Here is a 17,128-nt window from a genome sequence, read left to right on the forward strand (position 1 = left end):
CCGGTCTTGATCTGACTCTGGGTGAGTTCCAGGAAGTGGGTGACACCATCGAAGAGCTGGCGGGCGAGAACGCCACTGTGGTGGTGGGAACGGTGATCGACCCGGAGCTCAGTGACGAGCTGAAGGTGACGGTGGTAGCCACCGGTCTGGGCGCCCGTGAGATGGGAGCGGTCAAAGTCGCTGCCACCAGCCCGCGCAAGCCCGATGGGCGGCCCGATTACCAGCAGATCGATATCCCGACGGTGCTTCGCCGGCAGGGAGTGGGCGGCAAGACCGAAACGCCGGAGGAACCTTCGGTGGCTGAGCGTGGTCAGCGTACTGGTACCGATGATGGTATGGAATTTCTTGATATTCCGACCTTTCTCCGGCGACAGGCAGATTGACCCAGTGCCTTGGTATGGAACTGTCAAATAACCGTCAACTCTGGTATGATCGCCGATTGTTTTTAGCTCCAGTGAATTACGGCCAACATGATTAGACAGAGAACGCTCAAGAACGCGATAAAAGCCACCGGCGTCGGCTTGCACACGGGTGAGAAAGTGTACCTTACCCTGCATCCGGCACCGGTCGATACCGGCATTGTGTTTCGCCGTGTCGACCTTGAACCGGTGGTGGAGATCCGCGCTTGGGCAGAAAACGTCGGTGATACCACCATGTCCACCAATCTGTGTGGTGAGGGTGCGCGTGTTGCCACGGTTGAACATCTGTTGTCTGCCATGGCGGGTCTCGGTATCGATAACGCCTACGTTGATTTGAGCGCCGAAGAGGTGCCGATCATGGATGGTAGCGCGGCGCCTTTCGTGTTTCTGATCCAGTCCGCGGGCATCCGCGAGCAGGAGGCGGCGAAGAAGTTCATCCGCGTCAAGCGCAAGGTAATGATCGAGAATGACGGCAAGTGGGCCAGCTTTGAGCCGTTTGATGGCTTTAAGGTGAGCTTCACTATCGAGTTTGACCACCCTGTATTCCGAGACCGCAACAAAGAGTGTTGTCTGGACTTCTCCAGTACCTCCTTTGTCAAAGAGGTGAGTCGGGCGCGTACTTTCGGCTTTATGCGGGATATCGAGTTTCTGCGTTCTAAGAACCTGGCTCTGGGTGGCAGCATGGATAACGCCATCGTAGTTGACGACTACCGCGTGCTCAACGAGGAAGGTCTTCGCTATGATGACGAGTTCGTCAAGCACAAGGTGCTGGATGCCGTGGGTGACCTCTACCTGCTGGGCAAGAGCCTGATCGGCGAGTTCAAGGGCTTTAAGTCGGGCCACTATCTCAACAACCTGCTGTTGCGGGAGTTACTGCGTAACGAAGACGCCTGGGAAGTGGTGACCTTTGAAGATGCGGAAACTGCCCCCATATCCTATATGAAGCCGGTTCTCGCAGGGTAACTCTGCCGCGATAACATGATGAACCGGGTCCGGTAACGGATCCGGTTTTTTTTTGCCTGCAGCCAGCGTCAATCGGCAGTGATGATGGATCGGTGTGAATTGCGAAACCGACGGGAATTGCCTTCGACCCCCGCGCTTTTTGCGGGTAAAATGCCTCCATTTGTGTTTATCCGTCCGGGCTCCTGCAGCTCCGACCTCGACCGGTAACTAACTGATTATGATAGCGCCTCTGTTCAAGAAGATTTTTGGTAGCAAGAACGACCGTGAACTGAAGCGGATGGGAAAGATCGTCCGTACCGTCAACGCCCTCGAAGAACAAGTGGCTGCTCTTGATGACGCCGCCCTGCGGGCCAAGACTGACGAACTTCGCCAGCGTGTCAGCGCGGGTGAAACCCTGGACCAGTTGTTGCCGGAAGCCTTTGCTGTGTGTCGTGAAGCGTCGCGGCGAGTGCTGGGTATGCGCCACTTTGACGTCCAGCTGATCGGGGGTATCGCCCTGCATGAAGGTCATGTTGCCGAGATGCGTACCGGTGAGGGTAAAACTCTGGTGGCGACGCTGGCGGTGTACCTCAACGCGCTTGCTGGCGAAGGGGTCCACGTGGTGACCGTGAACGACTACCTGGCCGGGCGCGATGCAGAGTGGATGGGGCAGCTCTACCGCGCGCTGGGTATGAGTGTGGGGGTGATTCATTCCGGTCAGGCGCCGGCGGACAAGAAAGCGGCTTATGCCTGTGATATCACCTACGGTACCAATAACGAATTCGGCTTTGATTATCTGCGTGACAACATGGCGTTCAGCACCGAGGACAAAGTGCAGCGCCGCTTGAGCTATGCGGTGGTCGATGAGGTGGATTCCATCCTGATCGACGAAGCGCGGACACCGCTGATCATCTCCGGGCCTGCCGAAGACAGCTCCGAGATGTACAGGCAGATCAATACCCTGATTCCCAAGCTGGAGCGCCAGCCGGAAGCGCCGGAGGGTGAGGAGCCGGAGCAGATTGGTCACTTCACTGTCGATGAGAAAACCCGCTCGGTGGAGTTGACCGAAGAGGGACACCAGTTCGTTGAAGAGTTGTTGATCGAGAAGGGGCTGCTGGCTGAGGATGAGTCGCTGTATGCGCCTAAAAACCTGAATCTGCTGCACCATGTGCACTCCGGCCTGCGCGCGCACGTGGTCTACACCAAAGATGTCGATTACATCGTCCAGGGTGGCCAGATTGTCATCGTTGACGAACATACCGGTCGTACCATGCCGGGGCGGCGCTGGTCCGAAGGCCTGCATCAGGCGGTGGAAGCGAAAGAGGGTGTGGCTATTCAGAACGAGAGCCAGACGCTGGCCTCGACTACCTTCCAGAACTACTTCCGCATCTATGACAAGCTGTCCGGAATGACCGGCACCGCCGACACCGAAGCGTTCGAATTGCGTCAGATCTATGGTCTCGACGTTATCGTTATCCCCACCAACAAGCCGATCCAGCGTAAAGACTTTAACGATCTGGTCTATCTGACCATGCAGGAGAAGTTTGACGCCATCATCGAGGATATCCGCGATTGTCAGGAGCGGCAGCAACCGGTGCTGGTAGGTACCGCGTCGATCGAAATGTCAGAGGTGATCTCCAAGCTGCTGGACAAAGCCAAGATCGAGCACAACGTACTCAACGCCAAGCAGCACGAGCGGGAAGCTAATATCATCGCCGGTGCCGGCCGGCCGGGTGCCGTTACCATCGCCACCAACATGGCGGGGCGTGGAACCGACATCGTGCTGGGCGGCAACTGGCAGACGGAACTGGCGCAGATCGAGAATCCCAGCGACGAGCAGGTGGCTGCGGTTAAGGCGGATTGGGAAAAGCGTCACGATATCGTTCTGAACGCCGGCGGTTTGCATATTGTCGGCACCGAACGGCACGAGTCACGCCGTATCGACAATCAGCTGCGTGGTCGTGCCGGCCGCCAGGGTGATCCGGGATCGTCCCGATTCTACCTGTCACTGGATGACAACCTGATGCGGATCTTTGCCTCCGACCGGGTCAAGAACTTTATGCAGGCGCTGGGCATGGAGCAGGGTGAGGCGATCGAGCACAAAATGGTCTCCAACGCGATCGAAAAAGCCCAGCGCAAGGTAGAAGGCCGTAACTTCGATATTCGTAAGCAGCTGCTGGAATATGATGACGTTGCCAACGATCAGCGTAAGGCGATCTACGAGCAGCGCAACGAGCTGATGGCGTCCAACGACATCAGCGAAAGCATCGCTGCCATTCGCGAAGAGGTGGTCAACGATCTGATCAGTGACTTTATTCCGCCGCAGAGTCTGGAAGAGCAGTGGGATGTGCCGGGGCTGGAGAAGCAGCTGGCGTCCGATCTGAATCTGCAGTTACCGCTGCAGCAGTGGCTGGATCAGGACGATAAACTGCACGAAGAGACCTTGCGTGAGAAGATCCTGGCGGAGGTGATCACCGCCTATGAAGCCAAAGAGACGGTGGTGGGTGCCGATTCCATGCGCCTGTTTGAGAAACAGGTGATGCTGCAGGTGCTCGATACGCTGTGGAAAGAGCATTTGGCAACCATGGACCACTTGCGTCAGGGGATTCACCTGCGCGGCTACGCGCAGAAGAACCCCAAGCAGGAGTACAAGCGCGAATCCTTTGAGCTGTTCCAGGAGTTGTTGACCAACATTAAGCTGGATGTGGTCAAGATCATCAGCCATGTGCAGGTGCGCGAGCCGGAAGAGGTGGAAGAGATGGAGCGCCAGCGTCGTGAAGCGATGGAGCGCCAGCAGATGGAGTTTCAGCATGCTGACGGTTCCGCGATGGAGGGCGATGGGCGCCCTGCCGACGGCGCTGAGGGGGCAGAACCCTTCGTGCGTGAAGGGCGCAAGGTGGGGCGTAACGAACCTTGTCCGTGCGGCTCGGGTAAGAAATACAAACAGTGTCACGGGCGCTTGAGTTAAGCGCTGTCTCGGGAGAGCAAGAGTATGGCAGTAGGTCCAGCCACGCTGCCGCCCATGGCGGCGGTGAAAGGGTTTCGTCTGGGTACCGCGTCAGCTGGGATTAAAAAACCGGGACGTCGCGACTTGGTGGTGATGGAGTTGGCCGAGGGTAGCTCCGTGGCCGGGGTTTTCACTCGCAACGCTTTTTGCGCCGCGCCGGTTACCCTGTCGAAAAAGCATCTCGGTGCCGGGTCGGTGCGCTACCTGCTGACCAATACCGGTAACGCTAATGCGGGAACCGGTGCCGAAGGTATGGCAGATGCCATGAGCTGCTGTGAGGCGCTGGCGGCGCAGACCGGCCAACCGGTCGAGCGGATAATGCCGTTCTCAACCGGCGTGATTGGCGAGAAGCTGCCGGTCGAGAAGATTGTTGCGGCGATCCCTGCCGCATTGAGCGCGCTGAGTGATAGCGGCTGGGAAGACGCCGCTCAGGGTATCATGACTACGGATACTCGCCCTAAGGGGGCGACCCGCACCCTGGCACTGGGTGATACCACAGTGACCATCAGCGGTATTTCCAAAGGCGCCGGTATGATCTGCCCCAATATGGCCACCATGCTGGCCTACGTGGCGACGGATGCCCGGGTTGCGCCCGACCACTTGCAAACGCTGCTGAGCGAGACAGCCGATGCCACTTTTAACCGCGTGACCATCGATGGCGATACCTCGACCAACGACAGCTGTGTACTGGTGGCGACCGGTGCTGCCGGAATGACACTGACACCTGCCAGTCACCATTGGCCGGCTTTCGCCGATGGTGTTTACGCAGTACTACTGGAGTTGGCGCAGGCGATCGTCCGTGATGGTGAAGGCGCTACCAAGTTTATCACCATCGAGGTAAGCGGTGCGTCCAGTCAGCGTGAAGCGTTGGATACGGCGTACACCATCGCCCACTCACCGCTGGTCAAGACCGCGCTGTTCGCCAGTGATCCCAACTGGGGGCGCATACTGGCCGCTGTCGGGCGCGCGGGGATAGTCGATCTGGATTTGAACACGCTGACGATTAATCTCGGTGAGGTCCGTATCGTGGAAAACGGCGGTCGTGCGGTAACCTATACCGAAGCCGCCGGTCAGGCGGTTATGGATCGCGAAGAGATTGTTATTGGCGTGGACCTCCAGCGCGGCGACTTTGCCGAACGGGTCTGGACCACCGATCTGTCCCACGACTACGTTTCCATCAACGCCGACTATCGCAGCTAACTGGCGATGGACGTCGTCCACGTCGCCGCCGCCGCTATCTTTGGCCGTGACGGACGGTTGCTGGTCAGCCGTCGTCAGGCCCATCAGCACCAGGGTGGGTTCTGGGAGTTTCCGGGTGGCAAGTGCGAACCGGGAGAACCCATAGAGTCAGCTTTGTGCCGCGAGCTGGAGGAGGAGCTGGGCATTCGCCCCACGCGCTTCTCGCCGCTCATCACCATCCCGTTTGACTATCCCGATAAGCGCGTGCTGCTGGATGTGTGGCGCGTTGACGGTTTTGACGGTGAGCCCTTCGGGCGTGAGGGACAGCCGCTGCGCTGGGTGGTGCCGGCGGAACTCTCCCCCGGTGACTTTCCGCCGGCTAACAGACCGGTTATCAGCGCGTTACAGCTCACCGACCGTTACCTTATCACCGGTGAGTTCCAGACCCCGGATGAGTTAATCACTCGCTGTCAGCGTGCGCTTGCGCAGGGTGTGGGGATGATCCAGTTGCGGATGCCGGGTCGAAGCGATGATGATTCACTGGCGGCCCAGGAGGCGCTTTATCCCCTTTGTCAGCGCATGGGGGTGCCGTTGATCGTCAACGGCGATCCCGAGCGGGTTTCACCGCAGCTTGCTGATGGTATCCACTTGAACCGGCACCGTTTGGCCGGGGTGACTCCGGCCTCGGTGCAGCCCTGGCGGCAGCGCTGGATCGGCGCGTCCTGCCATGATCAGGGTGAGCTGCGCCGGGCGGTCGAGATCGGCGCGGCCTATGTTACTTTGTCACCGGTGCTGCCGACCCTGTCCCATCCAGAGCAGCCGGCCATGGGCTGGCAGGCTTTTGCTGAGTTGTGCCGGCAAGCGCCGTTGCCTGTTTATGCCTTGGGCGGGGTGTCGGATTCCCAGCTTGAGGATGCCCGTCGCCACGGTGCGCAAGGCGTGGCGGCTATTCGTGCTTACTGGGATCGGTAGCCGGGTTCTAGCAGGGAACAGGGAAAGCCCGATTCCCCGGTGTACTGCTTCACACTATTGGGCACTTATAACGGCCCCTTTTTCCGCCATCCGTCGTTGCTCGTTGTCGCCATAGCCGCACTATGACTCCGCCTCGCGCCTAGGTTGGCGAAAAAACGACTTCGTTCTAATGGGCCACCAAATGCGAAGCAGTGCACTAGTGCAGCGACGGTTGATGCCAGTTATCGCTCTCCGGATCCAGCGAGTCTTCCAGTGATTCCTGCGAAGCCGGAACCTGGTACTCCTCGTTGGCCCAGGCTCCCAGGTCGATCAGCCGGCAGCGCTCCGAGCAGAAGGGGCGGTAGGGATTGTCGCTGCGCCAGGTGACTTTTTTCTGGCAGTGGGGGCAGGGGTAGGTGGTGTTTTTCTGACTCATGCTGCGCTCGTTGGTGGAAGCTATTAACCTGGTGGCCAAATAGGCATTCATGCCTCTTTGGCCATCGCCCCCTCCAAACTCGCGCAACTACGTGAAGTTGCTTTTTTTACGGGGGCTTGCATTGATCTGATGGTCAATGCTGACGCGTCTCTGCGTCAGTCTATTAACCCGCCGGGTTAATAGGTGCGGGCCTTGGCCAGTTGTCGATAGTACTGATCCAGTTCGGCCACGCGTGCCGCCAGTGTATCGACTGGAGCGCTATTGTCCAGAATCTGGTCCGCCCGGGCGAGGCGGTCGGTGCGGGCGATCTGGCTGGCGATAATGGCACGAACTTGGGCGGCGTCATTGCGGTCGCGCGACATGGTCCGCTCCAGTTGCAGTGACTCCGGCAGATCGATAATCAGGATCTGGTCGGCCAGTTGGTGCTGATCGGTTTCCAGCAGCAGTGGCGATACCAGCAGCGCGTAGGGGGAGGTCGCCGCGGCCAGTTGTTGTGTCAGGCGCTCCCTGATCAGCGGGTGGAGCAGTGACTCCAGCCATCGCCGCTGCTCGCTGTCGGCAAACACGATGCGGCGCAGTGCCGCACGGTCGAGTGCGCCATCGGGCTGGCGGAGTGCGTCGCCGAAGCGCTGAAATATGGCGTCCAGAGCGGGTTGGCCGGGCTCGACCACCTCGCGGGCGGCGATGTCAGCGTCGGCCAGTTGAATACCCAAGCGGGAGAACTCATCCGCAACGGTGGTTTTGCCGCTGCCGATCCCTCCGGTGAGGCCTACGATCAGTGGCATGTCAGTAACCCAGCAGCTGGAAGTAGCGTTCGACCAGCAAGGGCCCCCATAGCAGTGCTACCAGTCCGGCTATGGCCAGAAAGGGGCCGAATGGCATCGGGCTGGCGGAGTCGCGACCACGGATAAGGGTCAGGCCAATGCCCAGCACGGCGCCAACCAGCGAGGAGAGGATGATAATCAGCGGCAGCATCTGCCAGCCCATCCAGGCACCCAGCGCGGCCAGCAGTTTGAAGTCGCCGTAGCCCATCCCCTCTTTACCGGTCACTAGCTTGAACAGCCAGTAGACCGACCACAGGCTCATATAGCCGGCCACCGCGCCCCAGAGCGCGCTATGCAGGTCGGTAAAGAGTCCAAAGGCGTTGGCAACCAGCCCCAGCCATAGCAGCGGCAGGGTGATGCTGTCCGGAAGTAGCTGATGATCAAAATCGATCATCGTCAGGGCGATCAACCCCCAGATCAACGGCAGCAGCAGTGCGCTCTGTAGCGATGCGCCAAACTGGTACACCACCAGCGCCGAAAGCAGTCCGGTGGCCAGCTCAACCAACGGATAGCGGATGCTGATCGGTGCCTGGCACTCGGAGCACTTGCCGCGCAGGGCGAGGTAGCTGAAAACCGGAATGTTTTCCAGCGCGGTAATGCGGTGACCACAGTGAGGGCAGCGGGAGCGGGGCACGGCGAGATTAAAGGGCTCGGAGGCTGTTTGCTCGCCGTTGTCCAGCTCAAGCAGGGCGCGACATTCGCTTTGCCATTCCCGCTGCATCATCAACGGCAAGCGGTGAATCACCACGTTGAGAAAACTGCCGACCAGCAGACCAAAAACAAGGGCCAGTGCAAGCACTAGCCCAGGGTAGTTGTTAAGGGTTTCGATTAGCGGCATTCGATGTTTAGACCACCGCGCCAAGCTTGAAGATCGGCAAGTACATGGCAACTACCAATCCGCCTACCAGAACGCCGAGCACCGCCATAATAAAGGGTTCCATCAGGCTGGTGAGGCTATCGACGGCATTGTCTACCTCCGCTTCGTAAAAACTGGCCACCTTATCCAGCATCTCGTCGAGGGAGCCGGACTCTTCGCCGATGGCGATCATCTGCACCGCCATATTAGGGAAGATACCGGTCATGCGGGTGGCGTTCTGCAACGACTGGCCGGTGGAGACACCATTTTTGATCTGCATGATGGAGGTGTAAAACACCACGTTGCCTGAGGCGCCTGCCGCGGACTCGAGGGCGTTAACCAGCGGCACGCCGGCGGCGAAGGTTGTTGCCAGGGTTCTGGCAAAGCGGGCGACAGCCGCTTTGTAGAGAATATCGCCGATGACCGGAATCTTGAGCACCATCTTATCCACGGCGTCTGCAAATTTCTGCGATTTTTTTATTGCTGCCTTAACGCCTACTCCGATTGCAACAACGAGCCCAAGAGCAATAAACCAGTATGACTGTGCGTACTCAGATAAAGAGATGACAAACTTTGTAAAAGCAGGGAGGTCGGCGCCAAAACTTTGAAATATGGTTTCGAACTGTGGAACAACTTTAATTAGAAGTATTGCGGCAACTACCAAGCCGACTACGATTACCGCGATTGGGTAAGTCATCGCCTTTTTAATCTTGGCTTTGAGGGCTTCGGTCTTTTCCTTGTAGGTGGCAATTCGGTCCAGCATGGTTTCCAGCGCACCGGACTGTTCGCCCGCCTGTACCAGATTGCAGAACAGGTCGTCGAAATAGTCCGGATATTTGCGCAGCGCTTGCGCCAAGTTGGTGCCGCTGGCGACCTCGTTCTTGATCGAGTAGATCATTTTCTTGAGGCCGTCTTTCTCGACCCCGCCGGCAACGATATCAAAAGCCTGAATCATCGGTACCCCGGCTTTCATCATGGTGGCGAGCTGGCGGGTGAATATGGCGATATCTAGGGGGGTGGTTTTCTTGCCCTTGCCGCCAAAGGCGGATACGCGCTCCTTGGCGACTTTGCTGGGTACAATACCCTGCTTGCGCAGTTGCGCCTTGGCAAAGGCGATATTTTCTGCGTCGATCTTGCCTTTGCTGGTGTTGCCGTTCTTGTCCTTGCCTTCCCAGACGAAGGTGACTGGTTGCGCTTCTTTGGCTGCCATTGTTCCGTATCCCTAAGCGTTCGCCGAGTGGCCAGTATAACAACAGAGTGGAGCTAAAAAGTTGGTGCGGATCAAAGTTTGGTCACCCGGTTGACCTCTTCCAGGCTGGTAAGCCCCTTCATCACCTTGACCAAGCCAGAGCGGCGCAGGCTGTTTACTCCTTGTTTGGCTGCCAGGTGGCCGATCTCTATGGAGTTGCCGTTGTTCATGATCAGTTCGGCGATTTCCGGGGTCATCGGCATCACCTCGTAAATACCCACCCGGCCCTTGTAGCCGCCGTTACAGCTGTTGCAACCCACTGGCCCGTAGGCCTGTACCCCCGCTGCCACTTCTGCTTGGGTAAAGCCCTCTTCCAGCAGGGTGGCCTCAGGAATATTGGCGGGCTGCTTGCACTGGGGGCAGAGTCGCCGGCCGAGACGCTGGGCGATGATCAGGGTGACCGAGGTGGCGATGTTAAAGGCCGGTACGCCCATGTTACGCAGGCGGGTCAGGGTTTCCGGTGCGCTGTTGGTGTGCAGGGTCGACAGCACCATGTGGCCGGTTTGCGCCGCCTTGATGGCGATCTCTGCGGTCTCGAGGTCGCGGATCTCACCCACCATGACCACGTCTGGGTCTTGACGGAGAAAGGAGCGCAGCGCCGAGGCAAAGGTGAGCCCCACCTTGGGGTTGACGTGAACCTGGTTGATCCCCTCCAGGTTGATCTCCACCGGGTCTTCGGCGGTGGAGATGTTGCGCTCTGTGGTATTGAGAATGTTAAGACCGGTATAGAGGGAGACGGTTTTACCGCTACCGGTGGGGCCGGTCACCAGAATCATCCCCTGGGGCTGCTCCAGGGTCTTCAGATAGAGGTTCTTTTGGTCCTCTTCGTATCCCAGCGCGTCGATCCCCATCTGCGCACTGGAGGAATCGAGGATACGCAGCACAATTTTCTCGCCCCACAGGGTTGGCAGGGTGTTGACCCGGAAGTCGATCGCCTTGGACTTGGATATCTTCATCTTGATCCGGCCATCCTGGGGGATGCGGCGCTCGGAGATATCCATCTGCGACATTACCTTGAGGCGGGCTGCCAGCCGCGGGGTCAGGTTGACCGGCGGGCGCGCCACCTCCTGCAGAATGCCGTCGGTGCGAAAACGGATGCGGTAGGCCTTTTCGTAGGGTTCAAAGTGAATATCCGAGGCGCCGCCCTTGATGGCGTCCAGCAGTATCTTGTTAACAAAGCGGACGATGGGGGCATCGTTGGCGCCATCCGCGCCATCATCCTCTTTTTTGTTGGGGTCTGTTTCATCGACCTCAAGATTTTCGAGGTCGGCGTCGTCAAGGCCATCCAGCGCCGAGCCTTCCTGGGCCGCCAGGAATTTGTCGATAGCCCGTGCCAGCTTGTCTGCTTCAACCACCACCGGTTCGGTTTTGATCCCGGTCTGGAATTTGATGTCGTCCAGCGCGCCGATATTGGTTGGGTCCGCCACCGCCACATAGATACGGTTGTCACGCTTGATCAGCGGAAAAGCGTGGTGTTTGTTGACCAGTTCGTCGGACACCAGGTCGGCAGGTGCCGAGGTCAAGTCGAACTCATCCAGATCCAGTAGCGGCACGCCGAACTCATCGGCGGCGGCGGTGGCGGCTTTGTAGGCGCTGACCAGCTTCTCCTGTACCGCATAGCTGATAAAGGACACGTTCTTCTTGTTGGCTTCCAGCAGCGCATGGGTGGCGTTGTCCTGCGACAGCAGGCTGTCCTGCACCAGGCGGCGGGCGAGTCCGGTTAGCGGTTGTATCGGTTGCACGCTCATATCCGTAATAGTCGAGAGCTGTTGAAACTTGAGGTAAGTCAAAGAGTAGTTCGGTAAACGATAGCACTTATTGTGTTTGGCTCAAAACGGTACCTATACTCGGAATCAAGAAATGGGGGGGTACGTCAATCAGGGGTATCCGGATTTCTGAAAACAGGTTGATGGCCACTGTCGGGGCAGCTACCATCGCCGCGGAATTAACAGCAAGTGTGCTGAATTAAAGCTCCAAGGAGAGATGTGATGAAAAATCAAATGCAAAAGGGTTTTACCCTGATCGAACTGATGATCGTTGTGGCGATTATCGGTATTCTGGCAGCCATTGCTCTGCCTGCGTATCAGGACTATACGTTGCGGGCTAAATTTGCCGAAGTACCTACCATTATGGGTAGTAACAAGCTGGCAATTCAGGAGTATTTCCACGTGAACGGCTCGCTGCCTACTAACGCGGGTTCAATTGCCGGCTGGTCAAGCACTTTGACTGGGTCGAACGTTGGCGATGTAAACATTACCCTGACTGCGTCCTCTGGTATTCAGGGTGTGTTGGCAACCAACATTGATACAACAGCTGGTAACGACACAATCACCATGACGCCGACTAACAGTAACGATACTATTAGTTGGACAATTACCTGTACTGGTATTGATGCGGCACGCTGCCCGTCTCGTTAATTGGTTAGGTCCATCAGGAAAAGCCGGTGCTTAAGCGCCGGCTTTTTTTATGGTAGAGCCCCGCCCTGAATAGCGTTGACACTATTTCGATGAATAGATCGGGAGGTGTTATGAGATTAAATGGTAAGCGCACCCAGCGCGATTAGTTTCTTACCTTTAAACTTGCTGTTGTCGATCAAGTCGTAGTGTGCGAGCTGACCATACATTACATTCGCGAGCACTTGGTAATTCCATTTGACCCTATCTTGGGCTTAATTGCCTTTGATCTGGTAAAGTGGTGAGCAGGTCGCTGCGACAAAGCTCAATCCGTGCGGCGATTGCAAGCTTTAGTATCGATAGGTTAGTGATGTGAGTTGTTACTGGCCGATAAATCGCATCGACAAATCAATCGACTGGCAATCCTTGGTCAGCGTTCCAATGGAAATATAATCCACTCCTGTTTCGGCGTAGGTCCGCAGTGTTTCTTGGGTAATGCCACCTGAGGCTTCCAGTTTGGCTCGCCCCTGGCACTCCGCCACGGCCCGGCGCATATCCGCCAGGCTGAAATTATCCAGCATGATAATGTCGGCGCCGGCTTCCAGCGCTTGATTAAACTCATCCAGATTCTCGGTCTCCACCTCCACCGGTTTGCCCGGCTCGTTTTGCTTCGCCTGGGCAACGGCGTTGGCGATGGAGCCGCAGGCGGCGATGTGGTTTTCCTTGATCAGAAAGGCATCGTAGAGGCCGATGCGGTGGTTGTAGCAACCGCCGCAACTGACCGCATACTTCTGCGCGTTGCGCAGGCCCGGCAGGGTTTTGCGGGTATCGAGCAGCTTGACCGGGGTGCCGCGCACCAGTTCGGCGTAATCGTGAGCGCGTGAGGCGGTACCTGACAAGGTTTGCAGAAAGTTCAGTGCGCAGCGCTCGGCGGTCAGCAGGGAGCGCGCGGAGCCTTCGGCGTGAAACAGCGGCTGGTCAGCCTCCACGCGATTACCATCATTCACATGCCAGTGAATCAAAATGCCGGGATCAACCTGACGAAACACCTCGTTAACCCAGTCGCGGCCGCAGATGGTCGCCGCTTCGCGGGAGATCACTTCGGCTACGGCGCGTTGTGATTCCGGGATCAGTGCGGCGGTGATGTCGCCGCTAGCCACGTCTTCTTCCAGCGCGCGGCGGACGGTCAGTTCAAGATCCTGTTTCAGGTGCGCGGGCACGGCCATTGCTGCGGTCTCCATGGGCTCTAAATGCGGCGCATTGTAGCAGGAATGGTTGCCCCGGAAACAGCCGAGGGCGTTATACTGGGCGCTCAAACGGAGGAGTCGGCAAGGTGGAGCAACTGGATCAACTGAATCAGCCAGGCCCGATTGACGAGGGAGTGCTGGCCGGCGCGGTTTATGTGCCGTCGCCCAACTGCAATGACCGGCCGGCTGATGGTGCTGTCGACCTGTTGGTGTTGCATAACATCAGCCTGCCGCCCGGCCAGTTCGGCAGCGGCTGCGTGACCGATTTTTTTACCAATACCCTGGATCCGGCCCGGCATCCCTACTTTGAAACCATCGCCGGGTTGCAGGTGTCGGCGCACCTGCTGATCGAGCGGGACGGGCGCGTGATCCAGTTTGTTCCCTTTCATCGGCGTGCCTGGCATGCGGGGGTTTCCTGCTGGCAGGGGCGGGAGCAGTGCAACGATTATTCGATCGGCATCGAGCTTGAGGGTACCGACGATACCCCCTACACCGACGCGCAGTATTCCCAACTGGTCAGAGTGGTCCATTCGCTGCAGCAGGCGTATCCGGCGCTAACCGCCGAGCGCATCGTCGGCCACAGTGATATTGCCGCGGGGCGCAAGACCGACCCGGGAACTGCGTTCGACTGGCGTCGATTTCGCGGTGAGCTCGAAGCGGTAACGTAAGACAAAAATAATTGGTAACAAGAATGATTAGCATTTAATATGAGTTTCAGTTGTTTTTGTGAGGGTATATCCGGGTTATGGCACCTCTTCTTCGGGTTGAGCAGATTGAATGTCGCTATCAGCAGCAGCGGGTAGTGGAGCGTCTGTCGTTCGAAGTGCAGCCGGGTGAGATCGCCTGCCTGCTGGGGCCGAGCGGCTGCGGCAAAACGACCGTACTGCGGGCAATCGCCGGTTTTAACCCCATTCATGCCGGGCGCATTGAGCTGCAGGGGCAGACCATCGCCACCCCCTCGGTGGCGGTACCGCCGGAAAACCGCGGTATCGGCATGGTGTTCCAGGACTACGCGCTGTTCCCCCACCTCAGCGTGCGCGACAATATCACCTTTGGCCTCACCAGACTGAGCGGCGCCGAGCGCAACCGTATTGTCGAGCATATGCTGGAGCTGGTGGAGCTGGCGGGCATGAGCAATCGCTTCCCTCATGAGCTTTCCGGTGGTCAGCAGCAGCGGGTCGCGCTGGCCCGGGCCCTGGCACCCAAGCCCAAACTGCTATTGATGGATGAGCCGTTTTCCAATCTGGATACCGAGCTGCGGCGCCAATTGTCGGTAGAGGTGCGCGATATTCTCAAAGAGGAGGGGATCTCGGCTATCGTTGTGACGCATGATCAGGATGAGGCGTTCACGGTCAGTGACAAGTTGGGCGTGTTGGCCGAAGGCTATCTGCAGCAGTGGGATAGTCCGTTTGAGGTCTACCATCAGCCGGCAAACCACAAGGTGGCGAGTTTTGTCGGTGAGGGCAAGTTTGTTCGCGGTCGTGCCCTCGCAGGTGGCATGGTGGAAACCGATATCGGTCTGGTGAAGGCACATCGCGTGGCCTGGGATCAGGGCGATGAGGTTGACGTCTTTCTGCGTCCGCACGAGATCGTGCCCGGATGCAATGGCTGCGATGTTCGCGGCGAAGTGATCAAGAAAGAGTTTTTGGGCACCACCACGCTCTATACTTTTCAACTGGTCAACGGCCGTGTGGTCGAGTCGACCTTTATTAATCAGGACTTTCGCGTCGGTGAAGAGGTCGGGTTGCGGGTTGAAACCGACAATCTGGTGGCTTTCCGGGTCGATGAGCGGGCGATTGCCAGCTGACCTTTAGCGGCACTCGCCGCGATGCTGTTTAACGGCGTTCTCCACGCCGGCATTAGGCCGGTTTCAGGGTTTCACGTTAGCGCTTGCGCGCGCCGTTGGCCGAAGCGATTGAGCGGCTGAGCAGAATGACCGGCAACAACCCGACCAGTACAATCAGCAGCGATCCCAGCGCTGCTTCTTCGATCATTTCGTCCGAGGCGAACTGGTATACATGGGTTGCCAGGGTGTCAAAGTTGAACGGTCGCAGGATCAGTGTGGCCGGTAGCTCCTTCATACAGTCCACAAACACCACCAGTGCCCCGGTCATCAGGCCGCCGCGGATCAATGGCAGGTGGACGCGCCATAAGGTTTGCAGGCTGTTGAGGCCGAGCGAACGGGCGGCCATATCCATGGTCGGAGTGACTTTGGCGAGGCTGGATTCCACCGAACCGCTGGCGATGGCAAGAAAGCGCACCACGTAGGCAAACAGCACTGCAAAGGTGGTGCCGCTGAGCAGTAGCCCGGTCGAAATACCAAAGCTTTCACGCATGAAGCTATCCAGTGCGTTGTCGAACGCGGCGAAGGGTATCAGCACGCCAATCGCCAGGACCGCGCCGGGCATGGCGTATCCGAGGCCGGAAAAATTCACTGCGATGGCCAGGCTGCGGCGTTGGTTCAGGCGTTTGGTGTAGGCCAGCAGAACGCCGATGAGGCAGGCCACTGCGGCGGCGCTGGCAGAGAGCAGGAAGCTATTGCGTGCGATGGTGACAAACTGGTCATTCCAGGAGTAGGCAAAGTTATCCCAGGCGTAATAGCCCAGTACCAGCACCGGAATCAGAAAGCCGGCGGCGAAGGGGATCAGGCAGGCGGTAACGGCGGCTGCCTTGCGGGCACCGTTTAAGGGGTAGCTGACCAGTTCGCGGTAACGGTCCGCACCATGATACTGGCGCTGTTTGGCGCGGCCTATGCGCTCCACCGTGATCAGCATTACCACGAACACCAGCATCAGGCTGGCGATCTGGGCAGCGCCGCCCAGGTTGCCCATGTTGAGCCAGGTGTCATAGATACCGGCACTGAGGCTCTTGACCGCAAAGAAATCGACGGTGCCAAAATCGTTGATGGTTTCCATCGAGACCAGTGACAGGCCGACGGCGATGCCGGGGCGGGCCATCGGTAGCGACACCCGGTAAAAACTTTGCCAGGGCGTACAGCCCAGCGTGCGGCTGGCGGCCTGAATGTTGGCGGATTGTTCCAGAAATGAGGCTCTGGCGAGCATATAGATGTAGGGGTAGAGCACCAGCGCCAGCATGATAATGGCGCCGCCCAGAGTGCGAATATCCGGGAACCAGTAATCGCGCGCCGTGCTCCAGCCGAACAGCTCACGCAGCAGACCTTGCACCGGGCCGGCGTATTCGAGCAGGTCGGTGTAGACATAGGCGATTACATAGGCGGGGACGGCGAAAGGGAGCAGCAGCGCCCACTCAAAGAAACGGCGGCCGGGAAAACGGCACATGGTAACCAGCCAGGCGGTACCCACACCGATCAGGATCGCCAGTCCGCCGACGCCGGCCAGCAGGGCCAGAGTGGTGAAGACGTAGTGGGGTAGCACGGTATCTGCCAGATGGGCCCAGATGTTTTCTTCAGGAAACAGGGCAATCCAGAATACCGATGCGATCGGTAAGCCGACCAGCAGGGCGATGGCGAAAGCGGTGAGCAACCAAGGGTTGATATGACGATGTGAAGTCGCCTCGTGCTGAGTGCTGACGATACTCGCCGTGTTGCTCATGTGGCTCCAGGAATCAAGGTGTGTGGTTGGCGGATGCTCCGGGCAGGCGCGTC

The 17,128-nt window shown here is 58.3% G+C and carries 14 protein-coding genes and 1 pseudogene; 8 read left to right on the top strand and 7 right to left on the bottom strand.

Features of this window, described 5'->3' with window-relative positions; genetic code table 11:
• The 5 genes and pseudogenes from JJQ76_RS17075 to JJQ76_RS17095 all read left to right on the top strand — a co-directional run.
• A pseudogene (locus JJQ76_RS17075) lies at positions 1-383 on the top strand (cell division protein FtsZ); the annotation flags it as partial.
• Positions 384-470: 87 nt separating this feature from the next.
• Positions 471-1,382, top strand: a complete 912-nt coding sequence (gene lpxC, locus JJQ76_RS17080) for a UDP-3-O-acyl-N-acetylglucosamine deacetylase (protein ID WP_210398178.1) — start codon at positions 471-473, stop codon at positions 1,380-1,382.
• 217 nt (positions 1,383-1,599) lie between these two features.
• Complete coding sequence (gene secA, locus JJQ76_RS17085) at positions 1,600-4,329, top strand: preprotein translocase subunit SecA (protein ID WP_210398179.1); 2,730 nt, start codon at positions 1,600-1,602, stop codon at positions 4,327-4,329.
• A 24-nt stretch (positions 4,330-4,353) separates the two neighbouring features.
• Complete coding sequence (gene argJ, locus JJQ76_RS17090) at positions 4,354-5,568, top strand: bifunctional glutamate N-acetyltransferase/amino-acid acetyltransferase ArgJ (RefSeq protein WP_210398180.1); 1,215 nt, start codon at positions 4,354-4,356, stop codon at positions 5,566-5,568.
• Positions 5,569-5,574: 6 nt separating this feature from the next.
• Complete coding sequence (locus JJQ76_RS17095) at positions 5,575-6,519, top strand: Nudix family hydrolase (protein ID WP_210398181.1); 945 nt, start codon at positions 5,575-5,577, stop codon at positions 6,517-6,519.
• 196 nt (positions 6,520-6,715) lie between these two features.
• Here the strand turns inward: JJQ76_RS17095 and yacG are convergent, their stop codons facing one another.
• From yacG to pilB, 5 genes are all read right to left on the bottom strand, one after another.
• Positions 6,716-6,934 (bottom strand): DNA gyrase inhibitor YacG, encoded by a 219-nt coding sequence (gene yacG, locus JJQ76_RS17100; protein ID WP_210398182.1) that lies wholly within the window; start codon positions 6,932-6,934, stop codon positions 6,716-6,718.
• Between the two features lie 176 nt (positions 6,935-7,110).
• The gene (gene coaE / locus JJQ76_RS17105; RefSeq protein WP_210398183.1) at positions 7,111-7,719 is read right to left on the bottom strand and encodes a dephospho-CoA kinase; all 609 of its coding nucleotides are present in this window, start codon (positions 7,717-7,719) and stop codon (positions 7,111-7,113) included.
• Position 7,720: 1 nt separating this feature from the next.
• Positions 7,721-8,596, bottom strand: a complete 876-nt coding sequence (locus tag JJQ76_RS17110) for a prepilin peptidase (protein WP_210398184.1) — start codon at positions 8,594-8,596, stop codon at positions 7,721-7,723.
• A gap of 7 nt (positions 8,597-8,603) precedes the next feature.
• Positions 8,604-9,824 carry a type II secretion system F family protein gene (locus tag JJQ76_RS17115; RefSeq protein WP_210398185.1) on the bottom strand — a complete coding sequence of 407 codons (1,221 nt, stop codon included), beginning with the start codon at positions 9,822-9,824 and terminating at the stop codon, positions 8,604-8,606.
• A 71-nt stretch (positions 9,825-9,895) separates the two neighbouring features.
• Positions 9,896-11,611 (bottom strand): type IV-A pilus assembly ATPase PilB, encoded by a 1,716-nt coding sequence (pilB, locus tag JJQ76_RS17120; RefSeq protein ID WP_210398186.1) that lies wholly within the window; start codon positions 11,609-11,611, stop codon positions 9,896-9,898.
• A gap of 240 nt (positions 11,612-11,851) precedes the next feature.
• On the opposite strand from pilB, the gene JJQ76_RS17125 reads away from it, so the two are divergent.
• Positions 11,852-12,280, top strand: a complete 429-nt coding sequence (locus JJQ76_RS17125) for a pilin (protein WP_210398187.1) — start codon at positions 11,852-11,854, stop codon at positions 12,278-12,280.
• A 356-nt stretch (positions 12,281-12,636) separates the two neighbouring features.
• Here the strand turns inward: JJQ76_RS17125 and nadC are convergent, their stop codons facing one another.
• The gene (gene nadC / locus JJQ76_RS17130) at positions 12,637-13,482 is read right to left on the bottom strand and encodes a carboxylating nicotinate-nucleotide diphosphorylase (protein ID WP_210398188.1); all 846 of its coding nucleotides are present in this window, start codon (positions 13,480-13,482) and stop codon (positions 12,637-12,639) included.
• Between the two features lie 107 nt (positions 13,483-13,589).
• On the opposite strand from nadC, the gene ampD reads away from it, so the two are divergent.
• Both ampD and JJQ76_RS17140 read left to right on the top strand, forming a co-directional pair.
• Positions 13,590-14,171: a 1,6-anhydro-N-acetylmuramyl-L-alanine amidase AmpD gene (gene ampD, locus JJQ76_RS17135; RefSeq protein WP_425515246.1), complete on the top strand. Its 582-nt coding sequence runs from the start codon at positions 13,590-13,592 to the stop codon at positions 14,169-14,171.
• Positions 14,172-14,248: 77 nt separating this feature from the next.
• Entirely contained in the window at positions 14,249-15,310 is a 1,062-nt protein-coding gene (locus JJQ76_RS17140) for an ABC transporter ATP-binding protein (protein WP_210398189.1), read from the top strand.
• 76 nt (positions 15,311-15,386) lie between these two features.
• On the opposite strand, the gene JJQ76_RS17145 is transcribed toward JJQ76_RS17140, so the two are convergent.
• Positions 15,387-17,075, bottom strand: a complete 1,689-nt coding sequence (locus tag JJQ76_RS17145; RefSeq protein ID WP_210398190.1) for an ABC transporter permease — start codon at positions 17,073-17,075, stop codon at positions 15,387-15,389.
• Between the last annotated feature and the right edge of the window lie 53 nt (positions 17,076-17,128).

Origin of the sequence: Motiliproteus sediminis (assembly GCF_017912535.1) — a bacterium.
GTDB classification, from domain to species: domain Bacteria; phylum Pseudomonadota; class Gammaproteobacteria; order Pseudomonadales; family Balneatricaceae; genus Motiliproteus; species Motiliproteus sediminis.

Coding starts and splice junctions, on each gene's coding strand:
- lpxC (WP_210398178.1), top strand. CDS start 471: ATGATTAGACAGAGAACGCTCAAGAACGCGATAAAAGCCACCGGCGTC.
- secA (WP_210398179.1), top strand. CDS start 1,600: ATGATAGCGCCTCTGTTCAAGAAGATTTTTGGTAGCAAGAACGACCGT.
- argJ (WP_210398180.1), top strand. CDS start 4,354: ATGGCAGTAGGTCCAGCCACGCTGCCGCCCATGGCGGCGGTGAAAGGG.
- JJQ76_RS17095 (WP_210398181.1), top strand. CDS start 5,575: ATGGACGTCGTCCACGTCGCCGCCGCCGCTATCTTTGGCCGTGACGGA.
- yacG (WP_210398182.1), bottom strand. CDS start 6,934: ATGAGTCAGAAAAACACCACCTACCCCTGCCCCCACTGCCAGAAAAAA.
- coaE (WP_210398183.1), bottom strand. CDS start 7,719: ATGCCACTGATCGTAGGCCTCACCGGAGGGATCGGCAGCGGCAAAACC.
- JJQ76_RS17110 (WP_210398184.1), bottom strand. CDS start 8,596: ATGCCGCTAATCGAAACCCTTAACAACTACCCTGGGCTAGTGCTTGCA.
- JJQ76_RS17115 (WP_210398185.1), bottom strand. CDS start 9,824: ATGGCAGCCAAAGAAGCGCAACCAGTCACCTTCGTCTGGGAAGGCAAG.
- pilB (WP_210398186.1), bottom strand. CDS start 11,611: ATGAGCGTGCAACCGATACAACCGCTAACCGGACTCGCCCGCCGCCTG.
- JJQ76_RS17125 (WP_210398187.1), top strand. CDS start 11,852: ATGAAAAATCAAATGCAAAAGGGTTTTACCCTGATCGAACTGATGATC.
- nadC (WP_210398188.1), bottom strand. CDS start 13,482: ATGGCCGTGCCCGCGCACCTGAAACAGGATCTTGAACTGACCGTCCGC.
- JJQ76_RS17140 (WP_210398189.1), top strand. CDS start 14,249: ATGGCACCTCTTCTTCGGGTTGAGCAGATTGAATGTCGCTATCAGCAG.
- JJQ76_RS17145 (WP_210398190.1), bottom strand. CDS start 17,075: ATGAGCAACACGGCGAGTATCGTCAGCACTCAGCACGAGGCGACTTCA.